The sequence below is a fragment of the Pseudogemmobacter sonorensis genome, assembly GCF_042762395.1.
Classification (GTDB): Bacteria; Pseudomonadota; Alphaproteobacteria; order Rhodobacterales; family Rhodobacteraceae; genus Pseudogemmobacter; species Pseudogemmobacter sonorensis.
Genome location: NZ_JBEFZE010000006.1, coordinates 1 through 15,235, shown reverse-complemented (window position 1 = coordinate 15,235; position 15,235 = coordinate 1). Strand labels below are relative to the sequence as shown.

Here is a 15,235-nt window from a genome sequence, read left to right as displayed (position 1 = left end):
TCGGCAGGACCGGCCCGCCGACGGCTCTTGGTTTCCCACCAGGCCAAAGCCCGGCAGCCGGGAGCCATCAGTCCACGATCTTGGCCTCGGTCGCGGCGCGCAGTTCGTCCTCCGAGACGCCGGGCGCGGTCTCGACGATCCTGAGCCCGCCCTCGACGACATCCAGCACACCCAGATTGGTGATGATCCGGTCGACCACGCCCTTGCCGGTCAAGGGCAGGGTGCAGGCATGCAGGACCTTCGATTCGCCCGCCTTGTTGGTGTGATCCATCACCACCACCACGCGGCCCACGCCCGCGACCAGATCCATCGCCCCGCCCATGCCCTTGACGAGCTTGCCGGGGATCATCCAGTTCGCCAGGTCCCCCTCTTCCGAGACCTCCATCGCGCCCAGGATCGCCATGGCGATCTTGCCGCCCCGGATCATCGCGAAGCTCTGCGCCGAATCGAAGAACGAGGTCTGCGGCAATTCGGTGATCGTCTGCTTGCCCGCGTTGATCAGATCGGCATCCTCCTCGCCCTCATAGGGGAAGGGGCCCATGCCCAGCATGCCGTTTTCCGATTGCAGCGTGACGTTCACGCCCTCGGGTATATGGTTCGCGACCAGCGTCGGAATGCCGATGCCAAGGTTCACATACCAGCCGTCGCGCAATTCCTGCGCCGCCCGCGCGGCCATGCTGTTGCGGTCCCAGCCCTTCACGGCCGTCTTGGTGTCGGATGCCATCACGCTTCCTCCCGCTTGCGCGTGGTGCGCTGTTCGATGCGCTTTTCATGTTCGCCCTGGATCAGGCGATGGACGTAGATCCCCGGCAGGTGGACATGGTCGGGGTCGAGCGCGCCGAGCGGCACGATCTCTTCCACTTCGGCCACGCAGACCTTGCCGCAGGTCGCGGCGGGCGGGTTGAAGTTGCGCGCGGTCTTGCGGAACACCAGATTGCCCGAGGGATCGGCCTTCCAGGCCTTGACGATCGCCAGATCGGCGACAATCCCGCGCTCAAGGATATGGGTCTGGCCGTCGAAATCCTGGTGCTGCTTGCCCTCGGCGATCACGGTGCCGACGCCGGTGCGGGTGAAAAAGCCCGGGATCCCGGCCCCGCCCGCGCGCATCCGCTCGGCCAGCGTGCCCTGGGGGGTGAATTCCAGCTCCAGTTCGCCCGAGAGATACTGGCGCATGAATTCCGCATTCTCGCCGACATAGGACGAGATCATCTTGCGGATCTGGCGGCTTTCCAGCAGCAGCCCCAGCCCGAAGCCGTCGGTGCCGCAATTGTTCGACGCCACCGTCAACTCTCGCACGCCCGATTCGCGGATCGCCTTGATCAGAAGCTCGGGGATGCCGCAGATCCCGAAGCCCCCCGCCGCGATCAGCAGACCGTCCGACAACAGGCCGTCAAGCGCAGATGCCGCGTCCGGGTAGATCTTGTTGAACCCCATTCCCTCATGCCTCCCCTCAAATCCGCATGCATTTTCCGCGATTGCGGTGCCGCGCTCCATCCGTAAGAATACTTAGACATGTAAGTAGAAAGGCATCGCATGGCCGGGCCCGAGCCACACGACCTGACCGACCCGGAACGGCTGGCCTTCCGTCACGCGCCGGATGCGATCCTGCTGCTGTCGGATCGGGTGATCCTGCGCGCCAGCCTGATGGTCGAAGAGGTCTTCGGCTGGCCCGCCGCCGCGCTGGAGGGGCAGTCGATCCGCATGCTCTATCCCCGCCGGAGCGATTACGAGATGATCGGCGCCCGGGCCGCGAAGGCGCTGCGCGACCGCGCGCTGCACAGTGACGAAAGATTCATGCTGCGCCGGGACGGACAGGTGGTCTGGATGGAGGCGCGTGGCCGGGCTCTGGACCCGCAGGCGCCGCACCGGCTTGCGATCTGGAGCTATCGGCCGCTGGAGCCCGCCGCAATGGCCGCGCGCCGGGGGGCAGAGGCCCCGGCGGCGGGCGCGGCCCTGACGGCGGCGGAAAAGCGGGTGGCGCGGCATCTGGTGATGGGTTTCACCAGCAAGGAGATCGCGCAGGCGCTGGAATGCTCGCCCCGCACGGTCGAGGTGCATCGCGCCAACATGATCCGCAAGATGGGCGTCAGGAACAGCTCCGAACTGGTCGCCCGCCTGCTTGGCGCGCGCGAGGCGGCCTAGGGCCGGTCAGCCCAGCGTCAGTCAGCCCCGGGTGGCCGGTTCAGGGCGTCGCGGCGACACCCTCGGGCCGACCGGCGACGATGAAGCGCAGCTCTTCGGGCTGGAACAGCCGGGCGGCGACGCGGCGGATGTCCGCCATGGTCACGGCCTCGATCCGGGCGTTGCGGGTGTTGGGATAATCGATCGGCATGCCCTGCACCTGCATCGCCACCAGCATCGAGGCGATGCGGCTGCTACCGTCGAACCGCAGCGGATAGGCGCCGGTCAGATAGGTCTTGGCGCGCGACAGCTCATCCTCGGTGATGCCCTCGGCGGCGATCCGGTCCCATTCGGCGCGGATCACCTCCAGCGCCTCGGCCACCTTGTCGTTCGAGGCCGAGAACTGCCCCACCAGCATCTCGGCCTGGTCGAGCCCGACCAGATAGCTGCCGATGCCATAGGTCAGCCCCCGCCGCACCCGCACCTCGGTCATCAGCCGGGCCGAGAAGCCGCCGCCCAGAACCTCGTTCAGGATATAGGCGGCGAAGAAATCCTCATCCTCCTGCCGGATGCCGCGATGGCCGAAATAGACCACCGATTGCGGCGAGGGGAAGTCGATCACGCTGATTCCGGGCGCAAGGTTCCAGGGCGCGGGCCCCGGCGGCGTCGCGCCGGTCCCGGGCAGGTCGCCCAGGATGGTGTCGATCAGCAGGCCAAGCTCTTCGGCGCCAATATCGCCCGCGGCGGCGATATAGAGGTTCTCGCGCGTCACGCTGGCCCGGTGGGCGGCGAAGATGTCGTCGCGCGTCAGATCGGTCACGCTTTCGATCGTGCCCTTGCCCGAGCTGGCATAGGGGTGATCGCCGAAGGCCAGCCGGTCGAATGCCGCGGACGCCAGCCGCGCCGGGTCGCGCGCATCGTTGCGCAGCCCGGTCAGCACCTGTTCGCGCACCCGGTCAACCGCGTCCTGGTCGAAGCGCGGCTCGGCCAGCGCGCGGGCGAGCAGCGCCGCCGCCTCGTCCCGGGTCTGGGACAGCATCCGCACCGAGACCGAGATCGCATCCGAACTGGCGCTGAAGCTGAACCGCGCGCCCAGCGAATCGCGGGCATCGGCGAAACCGTAGCTGTCGAGGTCGCCGGTGCCCTCTTCGATCAGCGCGGTCATCAGATAGACCGCGCCGCGCTTTCCCGGCGCGTCGAGCGAGGTGCCCCCGCGCATGCGGATCTCAAGCGCGACGAAGGGGATGCCGCGATCCTCGGACAGCCAGGCGGTCAGCCCGCCGGGCGAGGTCACCTCCTGGATCGTCACATCGGCGCGCAGCGGGGCGGAAAGGGCGGCGGCGGTCAGCAGGGCCCCGGCGACCAGCCGCAGGATCAGGCGGGAAAACATCATTCGTCGCCCTCCCCGGGCAGGTCGAGCCAGCCGGTCACGGCGGCATTCCTGTTCAGCACCAGCTCGGCCACCGCCATCACATCCTCGGGCGTCAGCGCATCGACGATGGCGCCGTAACCCTGGATGTCCTCAAGGCTCAGGCCAAGCGCGCGCTCTTCGCCATACATGTTGGCAAGGCCCTGCACATTGTCGCGGCTGTAGATCTCGGCGGCGCGGAAACGGGTCTTCACCCGCTCGAAGGCGGCGGGATCGACGCCTTCCTCAAGGAAACGCGCCACGGTGGCGTCCAGCGCCGCCTCGGCCTCGGCCAGGCCCACCCCGGGGGCGGGCACGATATAAAGGCCGAAAGTGCCGGAATCGAGCATGGTGCCGCTGTGGAAAGCCGCGGTATGGACCGCGACCTGGGTGTCGAACTGCAAGGCCCGCGCCAGATACGAGGTCTGGCCGGATCCGCCCAGCAACTCGGCCAGGATGCCCACGGCGGCGGCGGTCTTCTGATCGCCCGGCCGACGCGAGGGCGCCAGATAGCTGCGATAGACATAGGGGGTCGAAACCCGCTCGTCGGTGAAGGTGATGCGGCGCTCGGCCAGATGGGGAGGCTCTTGCGGGCGGTCGCGCGGCGGCACGGCACCCGAGGCCGGGATCGGGCCGTAGTGCTTTTCGGCAAGCGCGCGCACCTGATCCGGCGTCACATCGCCCGCGATGACAAGGATGGCGTTGTTCGGCGCGTAATGGCGGCGATACCAGTCCAGCGCATCCTCAAGCCCAAGCCGCTCGATCTCGTGCCGCCAGCCGATGATCGGCTGGCCGTATCGGTGGTTGAGGAACAGCGCCGCCCGCATCTGTTCGTTCAGCAGCGCGCCCGGGTCGCTGTCGGTGCGCTGGTTGCGCTCTTCCAGGATGACCTGACGCTCGGTCACGACGATCTCCTCGGTGATCCGCAGGTTCTGCATCCGGTCGGCTTCCATCTCCATCACCAGCTCCAGCCGGTCCGAGGCGATGCGCTGGTAATAGGCGGTGTAATCCCACGAGGTGAAGGCGTTGTCGTCGCCGCCATTGGCCTCGACGATGGCCGAGAACTGATCCAGCCCGATGGTGTCGGTGCCCTTGAACATCAGATGTTCCAGAAAATGCGCGATGCCGGATTTGCCATGCGGCTCGTCGGCGGCGCCGGCGCGATACCAGACCATCTGCACCACGACCGAAGCGCGGTGATCCTCGATCACCACCACCTCAAGCCCGTTGTCGAGCGTGAAGCCGCTGACCTCTTCCGCCCGCAGGGGCAGGGTCGCCAGCAGCAGAAGCAGGGCGCCCGCAAGGCCCCATGTCAGGGCCCGTGTCAGTGTCGGGGTCGCGGGCAAAAGTCCATGCAGGATTCCGGGCAGTCGCATCCGTCCCTCCGGGTCAAGGCGTGTCTCGGGGCTGCCGTGCGCGGTCGCCCGCAAGGCCGGGCGGGCGGGCACGGGGGCGGCGGGGGTCAATCCCCCAGGGTGGCGGGATCGGGCGGGGCCGAAGGCGTGCGGACGCCGCGCGCGCGCCAGCGCGCAAGCTCGGCATGCTGGTCCAGCGACATTGCCTCATAGGCCTTGTGGTAGACGTTCACGTTGAACAACCGCTCCAGCAGGCGGCCCGGATTGCGGCGCCGCCAGTCCACATCCTCGGCGGCGAGCGTCTGGCGGATCCCCGATTCGGTGCCGAAGCGCCCGGCATGGGCGAACAACGCGGCATCGGCCGAGGGCACGCCCCCGCCAGCGGCCTGCGGCCGCCCGCCAAGCGCCGCGATCGCATCGGCCTCGGGCGTGGGATCGGTCCGGTTGGACCCGCCCGGCGTGGGCTGGGGCAGTTCGCTCAGGCTGGCGGGCATCTGCAGGGGTTTCGACGGCAGGATGCCGAATTCGTCCGGGCCATTCGAGCGGATGTTCATCAGCAGCGGCGCGCCATCCTCGCCGCGCGGGCTGCAACCGACGAGCGCCAGAGCCGCAACAACTGCGACGGCGGTCACGCCTGCCCTTGCCCGCATTCCAGCCCCCGAGGTTTTGTTCTCACTCATCCGGCCCAACCTTTAGCCTAAAGGATCGTCCCCGTCACGGGGTCTTTCACCTGACCCCGGCACCCGCATCCGGCCCGCTCTCCGACCCGCCTGCGGGCTTTCCGGCGAACAGCACCAGCCCCGCCGCGCCCGCAAAGATCGCGATATCGGCGACGTTGAAGGCGAAGGGATTGTCGATGCCGCAGCAGCTCATGTTCAGGAAATCCGCCACCGCGCCATAGCGCAGCCGGTCGATCACATTGCCAAGCGCGCCCCCCACCAGAAGCCCGCCCGAGACCTGCGCCGCAAGCCCCGGCGCGCTCTTGCGCAGCCAGATCCAGACCCAGACCGAAATCACCAGCGAGACCAGGATGATGATCCAGCGCGTCACCTCGCCATCGCCCGAGAACAGCCCGAAGTTGACCCCCCGGTTCCAGGCCATGCGAAAGACCAGGAACGGCGGCCAGACCGCGATCTCGCCGCGATGGATCAGCTCCATGCCGTGCACGACCGCGATCTTCGACACCTGGTCGAGCGCGAAGGTCACGGCGGCGGTCAGGGCGGCGGCGCGCATGGATCAGTGCCGGAAATGGCGCTGGCCGGTCAGCACCATGGCAAGACCCAGCCGGTCGGCCGCCTCGATCACATCGGCGTCCTTCAGGCTGCCGCCGGGCTGGATGATGGCGCGCACGCCGTTCGCGGCCAGCACCTCGATCCCGTCGGGGAAGGGGAAGAACGCATCCGAGGCCGCGACCGACCCCACAGCCGGGCTTTCGGCCAGGCCAAGCGCCTGCGCGATCTCGCCCGCCTTGCGCGCGCCGATCATGGTGCTGTCGACGCGGCTCATCTGGCCCGCGCCGATCCCCACGGTGGCGCCGTCCTTCACATAGACGATGGCGTTCGACTTGACGTGCTTGGCGACCTTCCAGGCGAAGAACAGATCCTCCAGCTCGGCGGCCGAGGGCGCGCGCCGGGTCACCACCCTCAGGTCGGCGGGCGTGACCCCGTCCACATCCGAATCCTGCACGAGGAACCCGCCCGAGACCTGGCGGAACGACAGGAAGCCCTGCCCCGCCTGTGGCAGCGCGCCCGTGGTCAGAAGCCGCAGGTTCTTTCTCGCGGCAAAGACCGCCTTGGCCTCCTCCGTCGCCTCGGGGGCGATCACGACCTCGGTGAAGATCCGGGCGATTTCCTCGGCGGTTTCGCCGTCCAGCGTGCCGTTCAGCGCCACGATGCCGCCGAAGGCCGAGGTCCGGTCGCAGTCATAGGCGCGCAGATAGGCCTCTTTCAGCGTTGCGCCCTTGCCGACGCCGCAGGGATTGGCGTGTTTGATGATGGCGACCGCCGGGCCCTGGCCCGCGAATTCCGCCACCAGTTCGAAAGCCGCATCGGTGTCGTTGATGTTGTTGTAGCTGAGTTCCTTGCCCTGCCACTGTTTCGCCGTGGCAACGCCGGGACGGCCGGAGCCGTCAAGGTAGAACGCCGCCTTCTGATGCGGATTCTCGCCATAGCGCAGGGTCTGGGCCAGCTTGCCCGCCATGGCGCGATGGCGCGGCGCATCCTCGCCGATCGCCGCCGCGAGCCAGGTCGAAACCGCCGAGTCATAGGCGGCCGTGCGGGCATAGGCGGTCAGGGCAAGGCGCTGGCGGAACGGGTAAGAGGTGCCGCCGGTCGCCTCGATTTCGGCCAGCAGGGGCGCGTAATCCGCCGGATCGGTCACCACCGCGACGAAAGCGTGGTTCTTCGCCGCCGCCCGGATCATCGCCGGGCCACCGATGTCGACATTCTCGACCGCGGTGGCGTAATCGGCGCCCCTGGCGACGGTTTCCTCGAAGGGATAGAGGTTCACCACAAGCAGGTCGATGCCGCCGATGCCATGCGCCTCCATCGCCGAGACGTGATCGGCATTGTCGCGCAGCGCCAGCAGCCCGCCATGCACCGCCGGGTGCAGGGTCTTCACCCGCCCGTCCATCATCTCGGGGAACCCCGTCACCTCGGCCACGTCGCGCACCGGCAGGCCCGCCTCGCGCAGGGCCTTTGCCGTGCCGCCGGTGGACAGCAGTTCCACCCCCCTGTCGTGCAGCGCGCGCGAGAACTCCAGCAGGCCGGTCTTGTCGGACACAGAAATCAGCGCGCGGCGCAGGCGGACGGCTTCGGTGGGCGCAGAGGAAACGGGGGCGGTGATCGACATGATGGCCTCTCGTGGATGGCGGGCGGTCAGATGGGGACCGGCTCGTCGCGGTCCAGATCGCGGATGGCGAGCGGAGTATCCTGTGCCTTGGCCAAGGTCCAGCCGATCCGGGTTTCAAATTCCCGCGCCCGGCCCGAAAGCACGATCTGCTGCGCGGGCCGGGGTTTGAGCCTTCCCTTCTCAAGAAACACCGAAGCGTCGAGCGAAAGGCGGCAGCGCCCGTCATGGCGGAAGACCCAGATCTCGCCCGAGCGAAGCTGCATCGAGACCGCGTGCCCCCCCATGTCCAGCGTGGCATCCACCTCGGGGTGCAGGTGGAAGCGGATGGTGAAGCCGATCCCTTCCAGCTTCGAGCGGTCGAGCAGCATGGAAAACCGCGCCTGCGCCGCCGCGCCCTGGGCCGAAAGCGTATCGGTGCCGCCCAGGCGGCGCCCGTCCGAGGACAGGTGCAATTCCCGCCCCGCCAAAAGGCCATGGGTCGCCACCCAGCCGTCATGCGCCATGACGACCAGTGCGTCCTCGCCCCCCGACTGGCGCAGGCTGGTGACGCGGGCGCGCTCTTCCAGAAGCTCGGTGCCGCTGCCGAACCGCGAGGACGAGGCCCCGCTGATCGAAAGCGCCGAATGCGATTGCGTGGCCCGGCCCGCAAGGCGCCATTCCACCCCGAAGGGCCGACCCGAGCCGCAATTGACGATCAGGGGCCGCCGCCCCGAGGTCAGCTCGAACGCCCCGGTCGAAGCATGCGCGCCGGCCCGCGCAGCCCCCCCCGGGGGATCTGCGGCATCCAGGATGACGCTGCTGCGCCCGCCCGACAGCCGCATATAGCCCATGGCCTGCACCGCATGGCCGGGCGGGCGCAGCATGGCCGAGGCCGACAGCGCCTGGTCCAGCCGCCCGTCGATCCCCGCGCCGCCGCCGTGAAAGCGCGGCAGGCTGCCGTCGGAATGGCGCAGCACGCGCAGGCAGGGCGCGATCCGGTCGATCGCCTGCGACAGGGCGGCGGGGATCGGGCGCTCGGCCTCGGCCAGCGCGCGCACGGCCCAGGCCAGAAGCGTGAGGATCTCGGCCAGTTCCTCGGGGTTGCGCGAGGCGATGGCGCCGCCCGCGTCGATCTGCGCCGCGCATTCGCGCGCCAGCGCCCGGGCGGCGGGGGCGGCGTGAGGATCCATCCCCGCCAGGGACAGACCGGCGTAGAGCAGGCCGATCTGCGCCTCGAACCGGGGCAGGCCCGGGGCGGCGGCGGGGGCGCGGCGGGCAAGAAACGCCGTCTGCCGCGCCAGCGCCGCGAACCAGGCGTCATGCGCGGCCTTGTCCTGGCCCGACATCAGGAAGGCCGCGTGATGGATCCAGCGGATCATCCGCCGCCCGGTCAGCCCCGGCGTCCAGCCCGGCCCCCGCCCCTGGCCGAATCGTGCGATCCAGCGCCCGGTCCAGTCCTGGGCCAGCCTGCGCGCCTGCGGCGTGCCAAGCGCCGCCAGGTCGTCGAGCCAGGCGAAACCATGCGCCTCGGCGCCGAAAGCGGCATCGGGGAGCGGAATGTCCCAGATCGCCTTGCCCGGCGCCTCGGCCAGATGGCCCGCCAGCAGGATATTGCCCGCCAGAATCTGCTTGCCGCGCGCATGCAGCCCGAAAGAGCGCGGCTCGGGCTGCGAGACGAAGGCGGTGACCGTCGGTTTCCGCCCCGCACGCCATGCGGCATAGCGGTTGGCCAACCGCTCGCGGCCGCTGGGGATTGCGTTCGGTCCTTCCACGCGCGATTGCCCTTTGCTGCCCGGCCTTTGGTTCCCGCCTCTGCCCAGGTTCGCCCGGGCGCCTTTGGCCGCGACAATAGCCGCTGGCGGCCACGCTGTCACCACGGGGCGAAACCGGCGGATAAGGCGGTGTTGCCCGATCGCGGCGCCCGCCCGGCCGGAAACGGTCCCGCCGGGCGGCGGATCGTGCTAAGGCGGGCGCAAGGGCGAACCGGACGGCAATATGTCGGCAGGTAGGGGTTCAGCAGGCGGGGGATCGGCATGGCTTCGGCGCGGCGCAGGGCGAAAGGGACGAAAATGGCGATCTGGATCGGCCTCGGGCTGATGGCGCTGGCGTTCTGGGGCGGGCTGCTGTGGCGGCTTGCCCCACCGCGCATGCTCGACGATGCCGCCTTCGCCGCCGCCTATGCCACGCCGCTGCCCCCGCCCGAGGGCGGGATCCGGGTCTATCACCTCGGCCATTCGCTGGTCGGGCGCGACATGCCCGCGATGCTGGCGGCAGCGGGCGGACATGGCTGGAACAGCCAGCTCGGCTGGGGCGCCTCGCTGAAAAGCCATCTCGACGGCACCGTGCCGGGCTTTGCCGAGGAGAACGCCACCCCCGCCTTCCGCCCGGCCGACGAGGCGGCGGCAAGCGCGGATTACCCCGTCTTCGTCCTGACCGAGATGGTCGAGCTGAAGGATGCGATCCGCTATCACGATTCCGCCGCCGCGCTGGCCGAATGGGCCCGCCGCATCCGCGCCGCCAATCCCGGGGCCCGGATCTATCTCTACGAGACCTGGCACCGCACCGACGATCCCGCCGGATGGCTGGAACGCATCGACGGCGACCTCGCGCTTTTGTGGGAGGGGCGGCTCCTGCGCCCCGCCATGGCCGCGCCCGGGGTCGGCACGATCCATGTCATTCCCGGCGGCCAGGTCATGGCCGCCGTCATGCGCGAGGCCGAGGCCGGGCGCATCCCCGGCGTGAATGGCCGCGAAGACCTGCTGTCGGACGAGATCCATTTCTCCGACCTCGGCGCCTGGGTCATGGCGATGACCCATTTCGCGGTGATCCATGGCCGCTCGCCCCTGGGCCTGCCCCATGTGCTGCCGAAGGCCGACGGCACGCCGGGCGGCGCCCCCTCGGAGCCCGCCGCCCGCGCGATCCAAGAGGTGGTCTGGCGCGTCGTCACCTCCTATGCTGCGACCGGCGTGGCAAGGCGCGATGGATTGCCTCCGGTGATGCAAGACGGGTGACGAGTATGTTCGGTTTTCTGGCGGCGATCCTTTTCATCGGCCATTCGCTGGCCGACCCCAATCTGCCCAGCCTGGTCGAGGCCGGGATGCAGGCGGCTGCGCTGCGCGACGGCACGCCCCCCGCCGAGGTCGAGGTGCAGGGGATCGAGGGCGCGCCCCTGGCCTGGAATTGGGACAATTCCGCCCAGGTCGGCGGCGTGGACGGGCGCGCGGCGCTGACCTCGGGGCGGATCACCGACCTGGTGCTGACCGAGGCCCAGCCGATCGCCGATCACGTCGAAGGGATGGACAGCGCCGGTCTTGTCGCTCGTTGGGCCACGGCCGCCCGCGCCGCCAATCCCGAGACCCGTGTCTGGCTTTACGAGAGCTGGCCCCCGCTCGGCTCCGGCGGCGCCGGGGAATGGCGGGCGCGGATCGCGGCCGACCTGCCCCAATGGCGGGCGGCGGCGGGCGAGGCGGCCCGGATCATCCCGGCGGGCCAGGCCATGGCGGCGCTTTCCCTTGCGCTTGAGGCGGGCGAGGTGCCGGGCCTCTCCTCCATCGACGCTTTCCTCGACGACGCGGGGCGGCTTGGTGGCAAGGGGCATTATTTCGTCGCGATGGTGCATGTCGCGGCATTGACCGGCACCTCGCCCGAGGGGCTGCCCGCAAGGCTGTTCAGGATCTGGCCCTCGCGCGATGCGGTGATCGACGATGCGCAGGCGGCAGCCTTGCAGCGGATCGCCTGGCGGGCGGTGTCGGGGTTCGAGACCACGGCGGGCGGGGCCAGCGTGGCGGAAGGGGTGGGCATCGGGTCGGGTGCTGCCTCCGCAGGCGCGCCCTCCGCCGAGGATCCGCCCGCAGACACCCCCTCCGCAAGTTCCCTCATACCCGGCGTTCCGGCCGAGGCCGGTCCCGAGATCCAGCCAGAAACCCTCGCGGATGCGGCAGAACCCGCGACAATCGCCCCCGAAGCGACCGGCTCCGAAACCCCGGCCTCCGAACGCCTGCCCGCCGAGGCCCCGGAAACCGCGACGCCAGAGACGGCCGCCGCCGAAGCCGCCGCCGAAACCGCCCCGGCCCCATCCCCCCCGGAAACCACAGCCCCGACCGGCTTCGCCCCCATCACCAACCCCGACCTGGGCTTCGGCCTGGCCGGGGTAAACGACTGGTCGGTGCAGCAGCCCTTCCTCGACGTGATGAAGACCGCGCGGCCCTGGACAGGCCATCTGCCGGGACAATGGGGCGGCTGGGGGGAGGCGGATCTGCGCCGCGCGGGCGCGCTGGACCAGGACGGCTGGCCCCTGCGCCTGCCCCCGGAGCTGACCGGGATCGCGACGCTTGTCCTCACCGACCTGCCCGCCGATGCGGGCGGCGTCGCCGGGCGATATGTGCTCAGCCATGAGGGCCACGGCGAGATCAGGCTCGACGGGCGCGCCGGGGTGGTGTCGCGCGCGCCCGGGCGCATCGTCTTCGACTACACCCCCGGCCCCGGCGCGGTCCTCGTGACCCTGCTCGAAATCGACGAGGCCGATCCCATCCGCGCCATCCGCATCCTGCGCGAGGACCGCGAGGCGCTTTTCGCCGCGGGCGAGATCTTCAACCCCGACTGGCTGGCCCGGATCGAGGGCGCGCGGCTTCTGCGCTTCATGGACTGGATGGCGACGAACGATTCCACCCTTTCGCGTGCAGCGGATCGGCCCCGGCCCGGGGATTACTCCTGGGCGCGCGAGGGCGTGCCGGTCGAGATCGCCGTGGCGCTGGCGAACCGGCTGCGCGCCGAGCCCTGGCTGAACATCCCCCATATGGCCGAGGATGCGTTGGTGGCCGATATGGCGGCGGCGGTGGCCGAAGGGCTCGACCCCGGCCTGCGCGCCTGGGTGGAATATTCGAACGAGGTCTGGAACTGGCAATTCGCCCAGGCCGCCTGGGCCGAGGACCTGGGGCTGGCCCGCTGGGGCGCGAAACATGCCTGGGTGCAATATTACGCCCTGCGCGCGGGCCAGGTCATGTCGATCTGGTCCAAGGCGTTGCCCGCCGACCGGCTGGTGCGGGTGGTGGCGACCCAGACCGGATGGCAGGGGCTGGAGGAGGATATTCTGGCCGCGCCGCATGTCCTGGCCGAGGGCCTGCCTCCACCCGCCCAAGGGTTCGATGCCTATGCGGTGACGGGCTATGTCTCAGGCCATCTCGGCTCGCATGAGCGTCACCCGGCGCTGATGGAATGGCTGGCGCAGTCGCGCGCCACCGCCGAGAAGGACGCGGCGGAACGCGGCCTGACCGGGGCCGAGGCCGAGGCCCATGTCGCGGCCCATCGCTTCGATCTGGCGATCGAACGGGCGGCGGCCGAGATCCTCGACGGCGGCGTGACCGGCCAGCCGGTCGACACGCTGGCCCAGGTGACGGGCGAGATCTTCCCCTATCACGCCGAGGTCGCCGCCCGGCACGGGCTGCGGCTGGTGATGTATGAGGGCGGCACCCATGTCGTCGGCCTTGGCCCCGCCGTCGAGGATGAGGAGCTGACCGCCTTCTTCGCCGCGCTGAACTATGCGCCGCAGATGGGCGAGATCTATTCCGGCCTGCTGCGGGGCTGGGCGGCGGCGACCGATGCGCCCTTCAACGCCTTCGTCGATGTCGCCGCCCCCGGCAAATGGGGAAGCTGGGGGACGCTGCGCCATCTTCACGACGACAATCCACGCTGGCGCGCGCTGACCCGGGGCTGCCCCACATGCTGAGCGTGATCGTCCCGGCCTCGAACGAGGCGGGCTGGATCGCCCGTTGCCTGGGGGCGGTCTTCGCCTCGGACCCGGTGCCGGGCGGGGCCGAGGCCATCGTGGTCGCCAATGGCTGCCGCGACGACACCGCCGAGGTGGCGCGCGGGGTCGCGGTGCCGCCGGGCTGGCGGCTTGAGGTCATCGAGCGCGACCAGGGCTCGAAACCCGGGGCGCTGAATGCAGGCGACGCGGCGGCACGGGGCGGGATCCGGGTCTATCTGGATGCCGATTGCACCCTCTCGCCCCCGGTGCTGGCCCAACTCGCCACGGCGCTGGCGGGCGAGGCCCCGCTTTACGCCGGGGCGACGCCGGTGATCCCGCCCGCGCGCTCGGCGCTGACGCGGGCCTATGCGCGGTTCTGGCGGCAATTGCCGTTCAACCACATGGTGGCGCCGGGCTACGGGCTTTTCGCGGTGAATGCCGCCGGGCGGGCGCGATGGGGGGCGTTTCCGCCGATCATCTCGGACGATACCTTCGTGCGGCTGCAATTCGCGCCCGGGGAAAGGGTGCAGGTGCCCGGGCATTACGACTGGCCGATGGTCGAGGGCTGGCGCGCCCTGGTCCGCACCCGCCGCCGCCAGGATGCGGGCCTGCGCGAGCTGGAGGCGATGCACCCGGGCCTGATGTCGCGCGAGGGCAAGCCGCGTCTGGACAAGGCCGGGCTTGCGCGGCTGATCCTGCGCGATCCGGCGGGGTTCGCGGCCTATGCGGCGGTGTCCCTTGCCGTCCGGGCCGGGAAGGCCGGGCCGGGGTTCACGCGCGGTCGCTGAGGGGAGCGCCGGTGAGGTTGGGGGCTGAACCGCCAAGCGCCCCGGCGAACAGCGCCGCCAGACGCGCCGCCTCGCGGTCGATGTCGTGACGCTCCAGAACCCGGGCGCGGGCGGCCCCTCCCATCCGCGCCAGATCGGCGCGGGGAAGCGCGGCGAGGCGGCGGATCGCCCCGGCGAAGGCCCCCGCATCGCCTGCGGGCACCAGCCAGCCGGTTTCGGGCGTGACCAGTTCCGGCACCCCCGCGATGGCGGTGGCGATGGCCGGGCGACCGGCGGCGAAAGCCTCCATCACCACCATCGGCAGCCCCTCGGCGAACGAGGGCAGCGCCAGCGCATGCGCCCCCGCCAGCGCCGCGCGCACGCCCGCCTCGTCCAGCCATCCGGCCAGCGTGACCCGCGCGCCAAGGCCCGCCGCCTCGATCCGCGCGGCAAGCAGCGGGCGGAAGGGGCCGTCGCCGACGATGGTCAGATGCAGCCCCGGCAGTTCGGACGCCACCTGCGCCATGGCCTCGACCAGCAGGGGAAAGCCCTTCTGCTCGGCCAGCCGCCCGATGGCGACCAGCCGGATCGGGCCTTCGGGCAGGGGGGCGGGTTCGGGAAAGCGCCAGGGCTCGATCCCGCAATGGACGACCTTCAGGCGCGGCCAGATCTCATAGCCGCTCCAGCGGCAAAGCTGCGCGCGCCCGAAGCTGGAGATCGCCACCGAAAAGCGCGCCCTCGCGGTCTTTTCCCCCAGGGAATGCGCGCGGGCCGCGTCGAATTCCTCGGGGCCGTGGGTGGTGAAGGAAAAGCCGAAGCCTCCGGCCTCGGCGGCCAGCATGGCGACCGTGGCCGAATTGGTGCCGAAATGGGCATGGACATGGCCAAGGCCAAGCGACCGGCAGCGCCGGGCGATCTCCAGCCCCTCCAGCCAATAGACCAGATGCCGCAGCCGCCCGCCGGTCCCCGGCGCGCCGCCCGCGCCGCCCTATGCGCGGATGATCGCGCG

At 70.4% G+C, this 15,235-nt stretch carries 12 protein-coding genes and 1 pseudogene; 4 read left to right on the top strand and 9 right to left on the bottom strand.

Annotation, left to right across the window (positions count from 1 at the left end):
• Window positions 1–67: 67 nt before the first annotated feature.
• Together ABNX41_RS06430 and ABNX41_RS06425 are read right to left on the bottom strand one after the other, a co-directional pair.
• Entirely contained in the window at window positions 68–724 is a 657-nt protein-coding gene (locus ABNX41_RS06430; protein ID WP_438668902.1) for a CoA transferase subunit B, read from the bottom strand.
• Window positions 724–1,434, bottom strand: coding sequence for a CoA transferase subunit A (locus tag ABNX41_RS06425; RefSeq protein WP_438668901.1), 711 nt, complete (start codon window positions 1,432–1,434; stop codon window positions 724–726). Before ABNX41_RS06425 ends, ABNX41_RS06430 begins: the two co-directional genes overlap by 1 nt.
• A 99-nt stretch (window positions 1,435–1,533) precedes the next feature.
• Between ABNX41_RS06425 and ABNX41_RS06420 the strand changes: the two genes are divergently transcribed.
• Complete coding sequence (locus ABNX41_RS06420; RefSeq protein WP_438668900.1) at window positions 1,534–2,142, top strand: LuxR C-terminal-related transcriptional regulator; 609 nt, start codon at window positions 1,534–1,536, stop codon at window positions 2,140–2,142.
• Between the two features lie 40 nt (window positions 2,143–2,182).
• On the opposite strand, the gene ABNX41_RS06415 is transcribed toward ABNX41_RS06420, so the two are convergent.
• From ABNX41_RS06415 to ABNX41_RS06390, 6 genes are all read right to left on the bottom strand, one after another.
• Window positions 2,183–3,514: a M16 family metallopeptidase gene (locus tag ABNX41_RS06415; protein ID WP_438668899.1), complete on the bottom strand. Its 1,332-nt coding sequence runs from the start codon at window positions 3,512–3,514 to the stop codon at window positions 2,183–2,185.
• Window positions 3,511–4,905, bottom strand: coding sequence for a M16 family metallopeptidase (locus tag ABNX41_RS06410; RefSeq protein ID WP_438668898.1), 1,395 nt, complete (start codon window positions 4,903–4,905; stop codon window positions 3,511–3,513). The genes ABNX41_RS06415 and ABNX41_RS06410 overlap by 4 nt, the downstream gene beginning before the upstream one ends.
• 86 nt (window positions 4,906–4,991) lie before the next feature.
• On the bottom strand, window positions 4,992–5,534 hold the full coding sequence (locus tag ABNX41_RS06405; RefSeq protein WP_438669070.1) for a DUF3035 domain-containing protein: 543 nt from the start codon (window positions 5,532–5,534) through the stop codon (window positions 4,992–4,994).
• 76 nt (window positions 5,535–5,610) lie between these two features.
• On the bottom strand, window positions 5,611–6,117 hold the full coding sequence (gene lspA, locus ABNX41_RS06400; protein ID WP_438668897.1) for a signal peptidase II: 507 nt from the start codon (window positions 6,115–6,117) through the stop codon (window positions 5,611–5,613).
• A 3-nt stretch (window positions 6,118–6,120) separates the two neighbouring features.
• Entirely contained in the window at window positions 6,121–7,734 is a 1,614-nt protein-coding gene (gene purH / locus ABNX41_RS06395) for a bifunctional phosphoribosylaminoimidazolecarboxamide formyltransferase/IMP cyclohydrolase (RefSeq protein ID WP_438668896.1), read from the bottom strand.
• Window positions 7,735–7,760: 26 nt separating this feature from the next.
• A complete protein-coding gene (locus ABNX41_RS06390; RefSeq protein WP_438668895.1) occupies window positions 7,761–9,485 on the bottom strand; it encodes a heparinase II/III family protein in 1,725 nt (574 codons plus the stop codon).
• Window positions 9,486–9,782: 297 nt separating this feature from the next.
• On the opposite strand from ABNX41_RS06390, the gene ABNX41_RS06385 reads away from it, so the two are divergent.
• From ABNX41_RS06385 to ABNX41_RS06375, 3 genes are read left to right on the top strand one after another with little or no spacing between them, the layout of a single operon-like run.
• Window positions 9,783–10,724 carry a hypothetical protein gene (locus tag ABNX41_RS06385; RefSeq protein ID WP_438668894.1) on the top strand — a complete coding sequence of 314 codons (942 nt, stop codon included), beginning with the start codon at window positions 9,783–9,785 and terminating at the stop codon, window positions 10,722–10,724.
• A gap of 5 nt (window positions 10,725–10,729) precedes the next feature.
• Window positions 10,730–13,438 (top strand): hypothetical protein, encoded by a 2,709-nt coding sequence (locus tag ABNX41_RS06380; RefSeq protein WP_438668893.1) that lies wholly within the window; start codon window positions 10,730–10,732, stop codon window positions 13,436–13,438.
• On the top strand, window positions 13,432–14,247 hold the full coding sequence (locus ABNX41_RS06375; RefSeq protein ID WP_438668892.1) for a glycosyltransferase family 2 protein: 816 nt from the start codon (window positions 13,432–13,434) through the stop codon (window positions 14,245–14,247). Before ABNX41_RS06380 ends, ABNX41_RS06375 begins: the two co-directional genes overlap by 7 nt.
• Here ABNX41_RS06375 and ABNX41_RS06370 read toward each other — a convergent pair.
• Window positions 14,231–15,184, bottom strand: a pseudogene (locus tag ABNX41_RS06370) (glycosyltransferase family 4 protein); the annotation flags it as partial. The gene ABNX41_RS06375 and the pseudogene ABNX41_RS06370 overlap by 17 nt on opposite strands.
• Window positions 15,185–15,235: the final 51 nt, after the last annotated feature.

Bases quoted from the DNA above. Each gene is read 5' to 3' on its own strand.
- ABNX41_RS06430 (WP_438668902.1), bottom strand. From the start codon at position 724: ATGGCATCCGACACCAAGACGGCCGTGAAGGGCTGGGACCGCAACAGC.
- ABNX41_RS06425 (WP_438668901.1), bottom strand. From the start codon at position 1,434: ATGGGGTTCAACAAGATCTACCCGGACGCGGCATCTGCGCTTGACGGC.
- ABNX41_RS06420 (WP_438668900.1), top strand. From the start codon at position 1,534: ATGGCCGGGCCCGAGCCACACGACCTGACCGACCCGGAACGGCTGGCC.
- ABNX41_RS06415 (WP_438668899.1), bottom strand. From the start codon at position 3,514: ATGATGTTTTCCCGCCTGATCCTGCGGCTGGTCGCCGGGGCCCTGCTG.
- ABNX41_RS06410 (WP_438668898.1), bottom strand. From the start codon at position 4,905: ATGCGACTGCCCGGAATCCTGCATGGACTTTTGCCCGCGACCCCGACA.
- ABNX41_RS06405 (WP_438669070.1), bottom strand. From the start codon at position 5,534: ATGCGGGCAAGGGCAGGCGTGACCGCCGTCGCAGTTGTTGCGGCTCTG.
- lspA (WP_438668897.1), bottom strand. From the start codon at position 6,117: ATGCGCGCCGCCGCCCTGACCGCCGCCGTGACCTTCGCGCTCGACCAG.
- purH (WP_438668896.1), bottom strand. From the start codon at position 7,734: ATGTCGATCACCGCCCCCGTTTCCTCTGCGCCCACCGAAGCCGTCCGC.
- ABNX41_RS06385 (WP_438668894.1), top strand. From the start codon at position 9,783: ATGGCGATCTGGATCGGCCTCGGGCTGATGGCGCTGGCGTTCTGGGGC.
- ABNX41_RS06380 (WP_438668893.1), top strand. From the start codon at position 10,730: ATGTTCGGTTTTCTGGCGGCGATCCTTTTCATCGGCCATTCGCTGGCC.
- ABNX41_RS06375 (WP_438668892.1), top strand. From the start codon at position 13,432: ATGCTGAGCGTGATCGTCCCGGCCTCGAACGAGGCGGGCTGGATCGCC.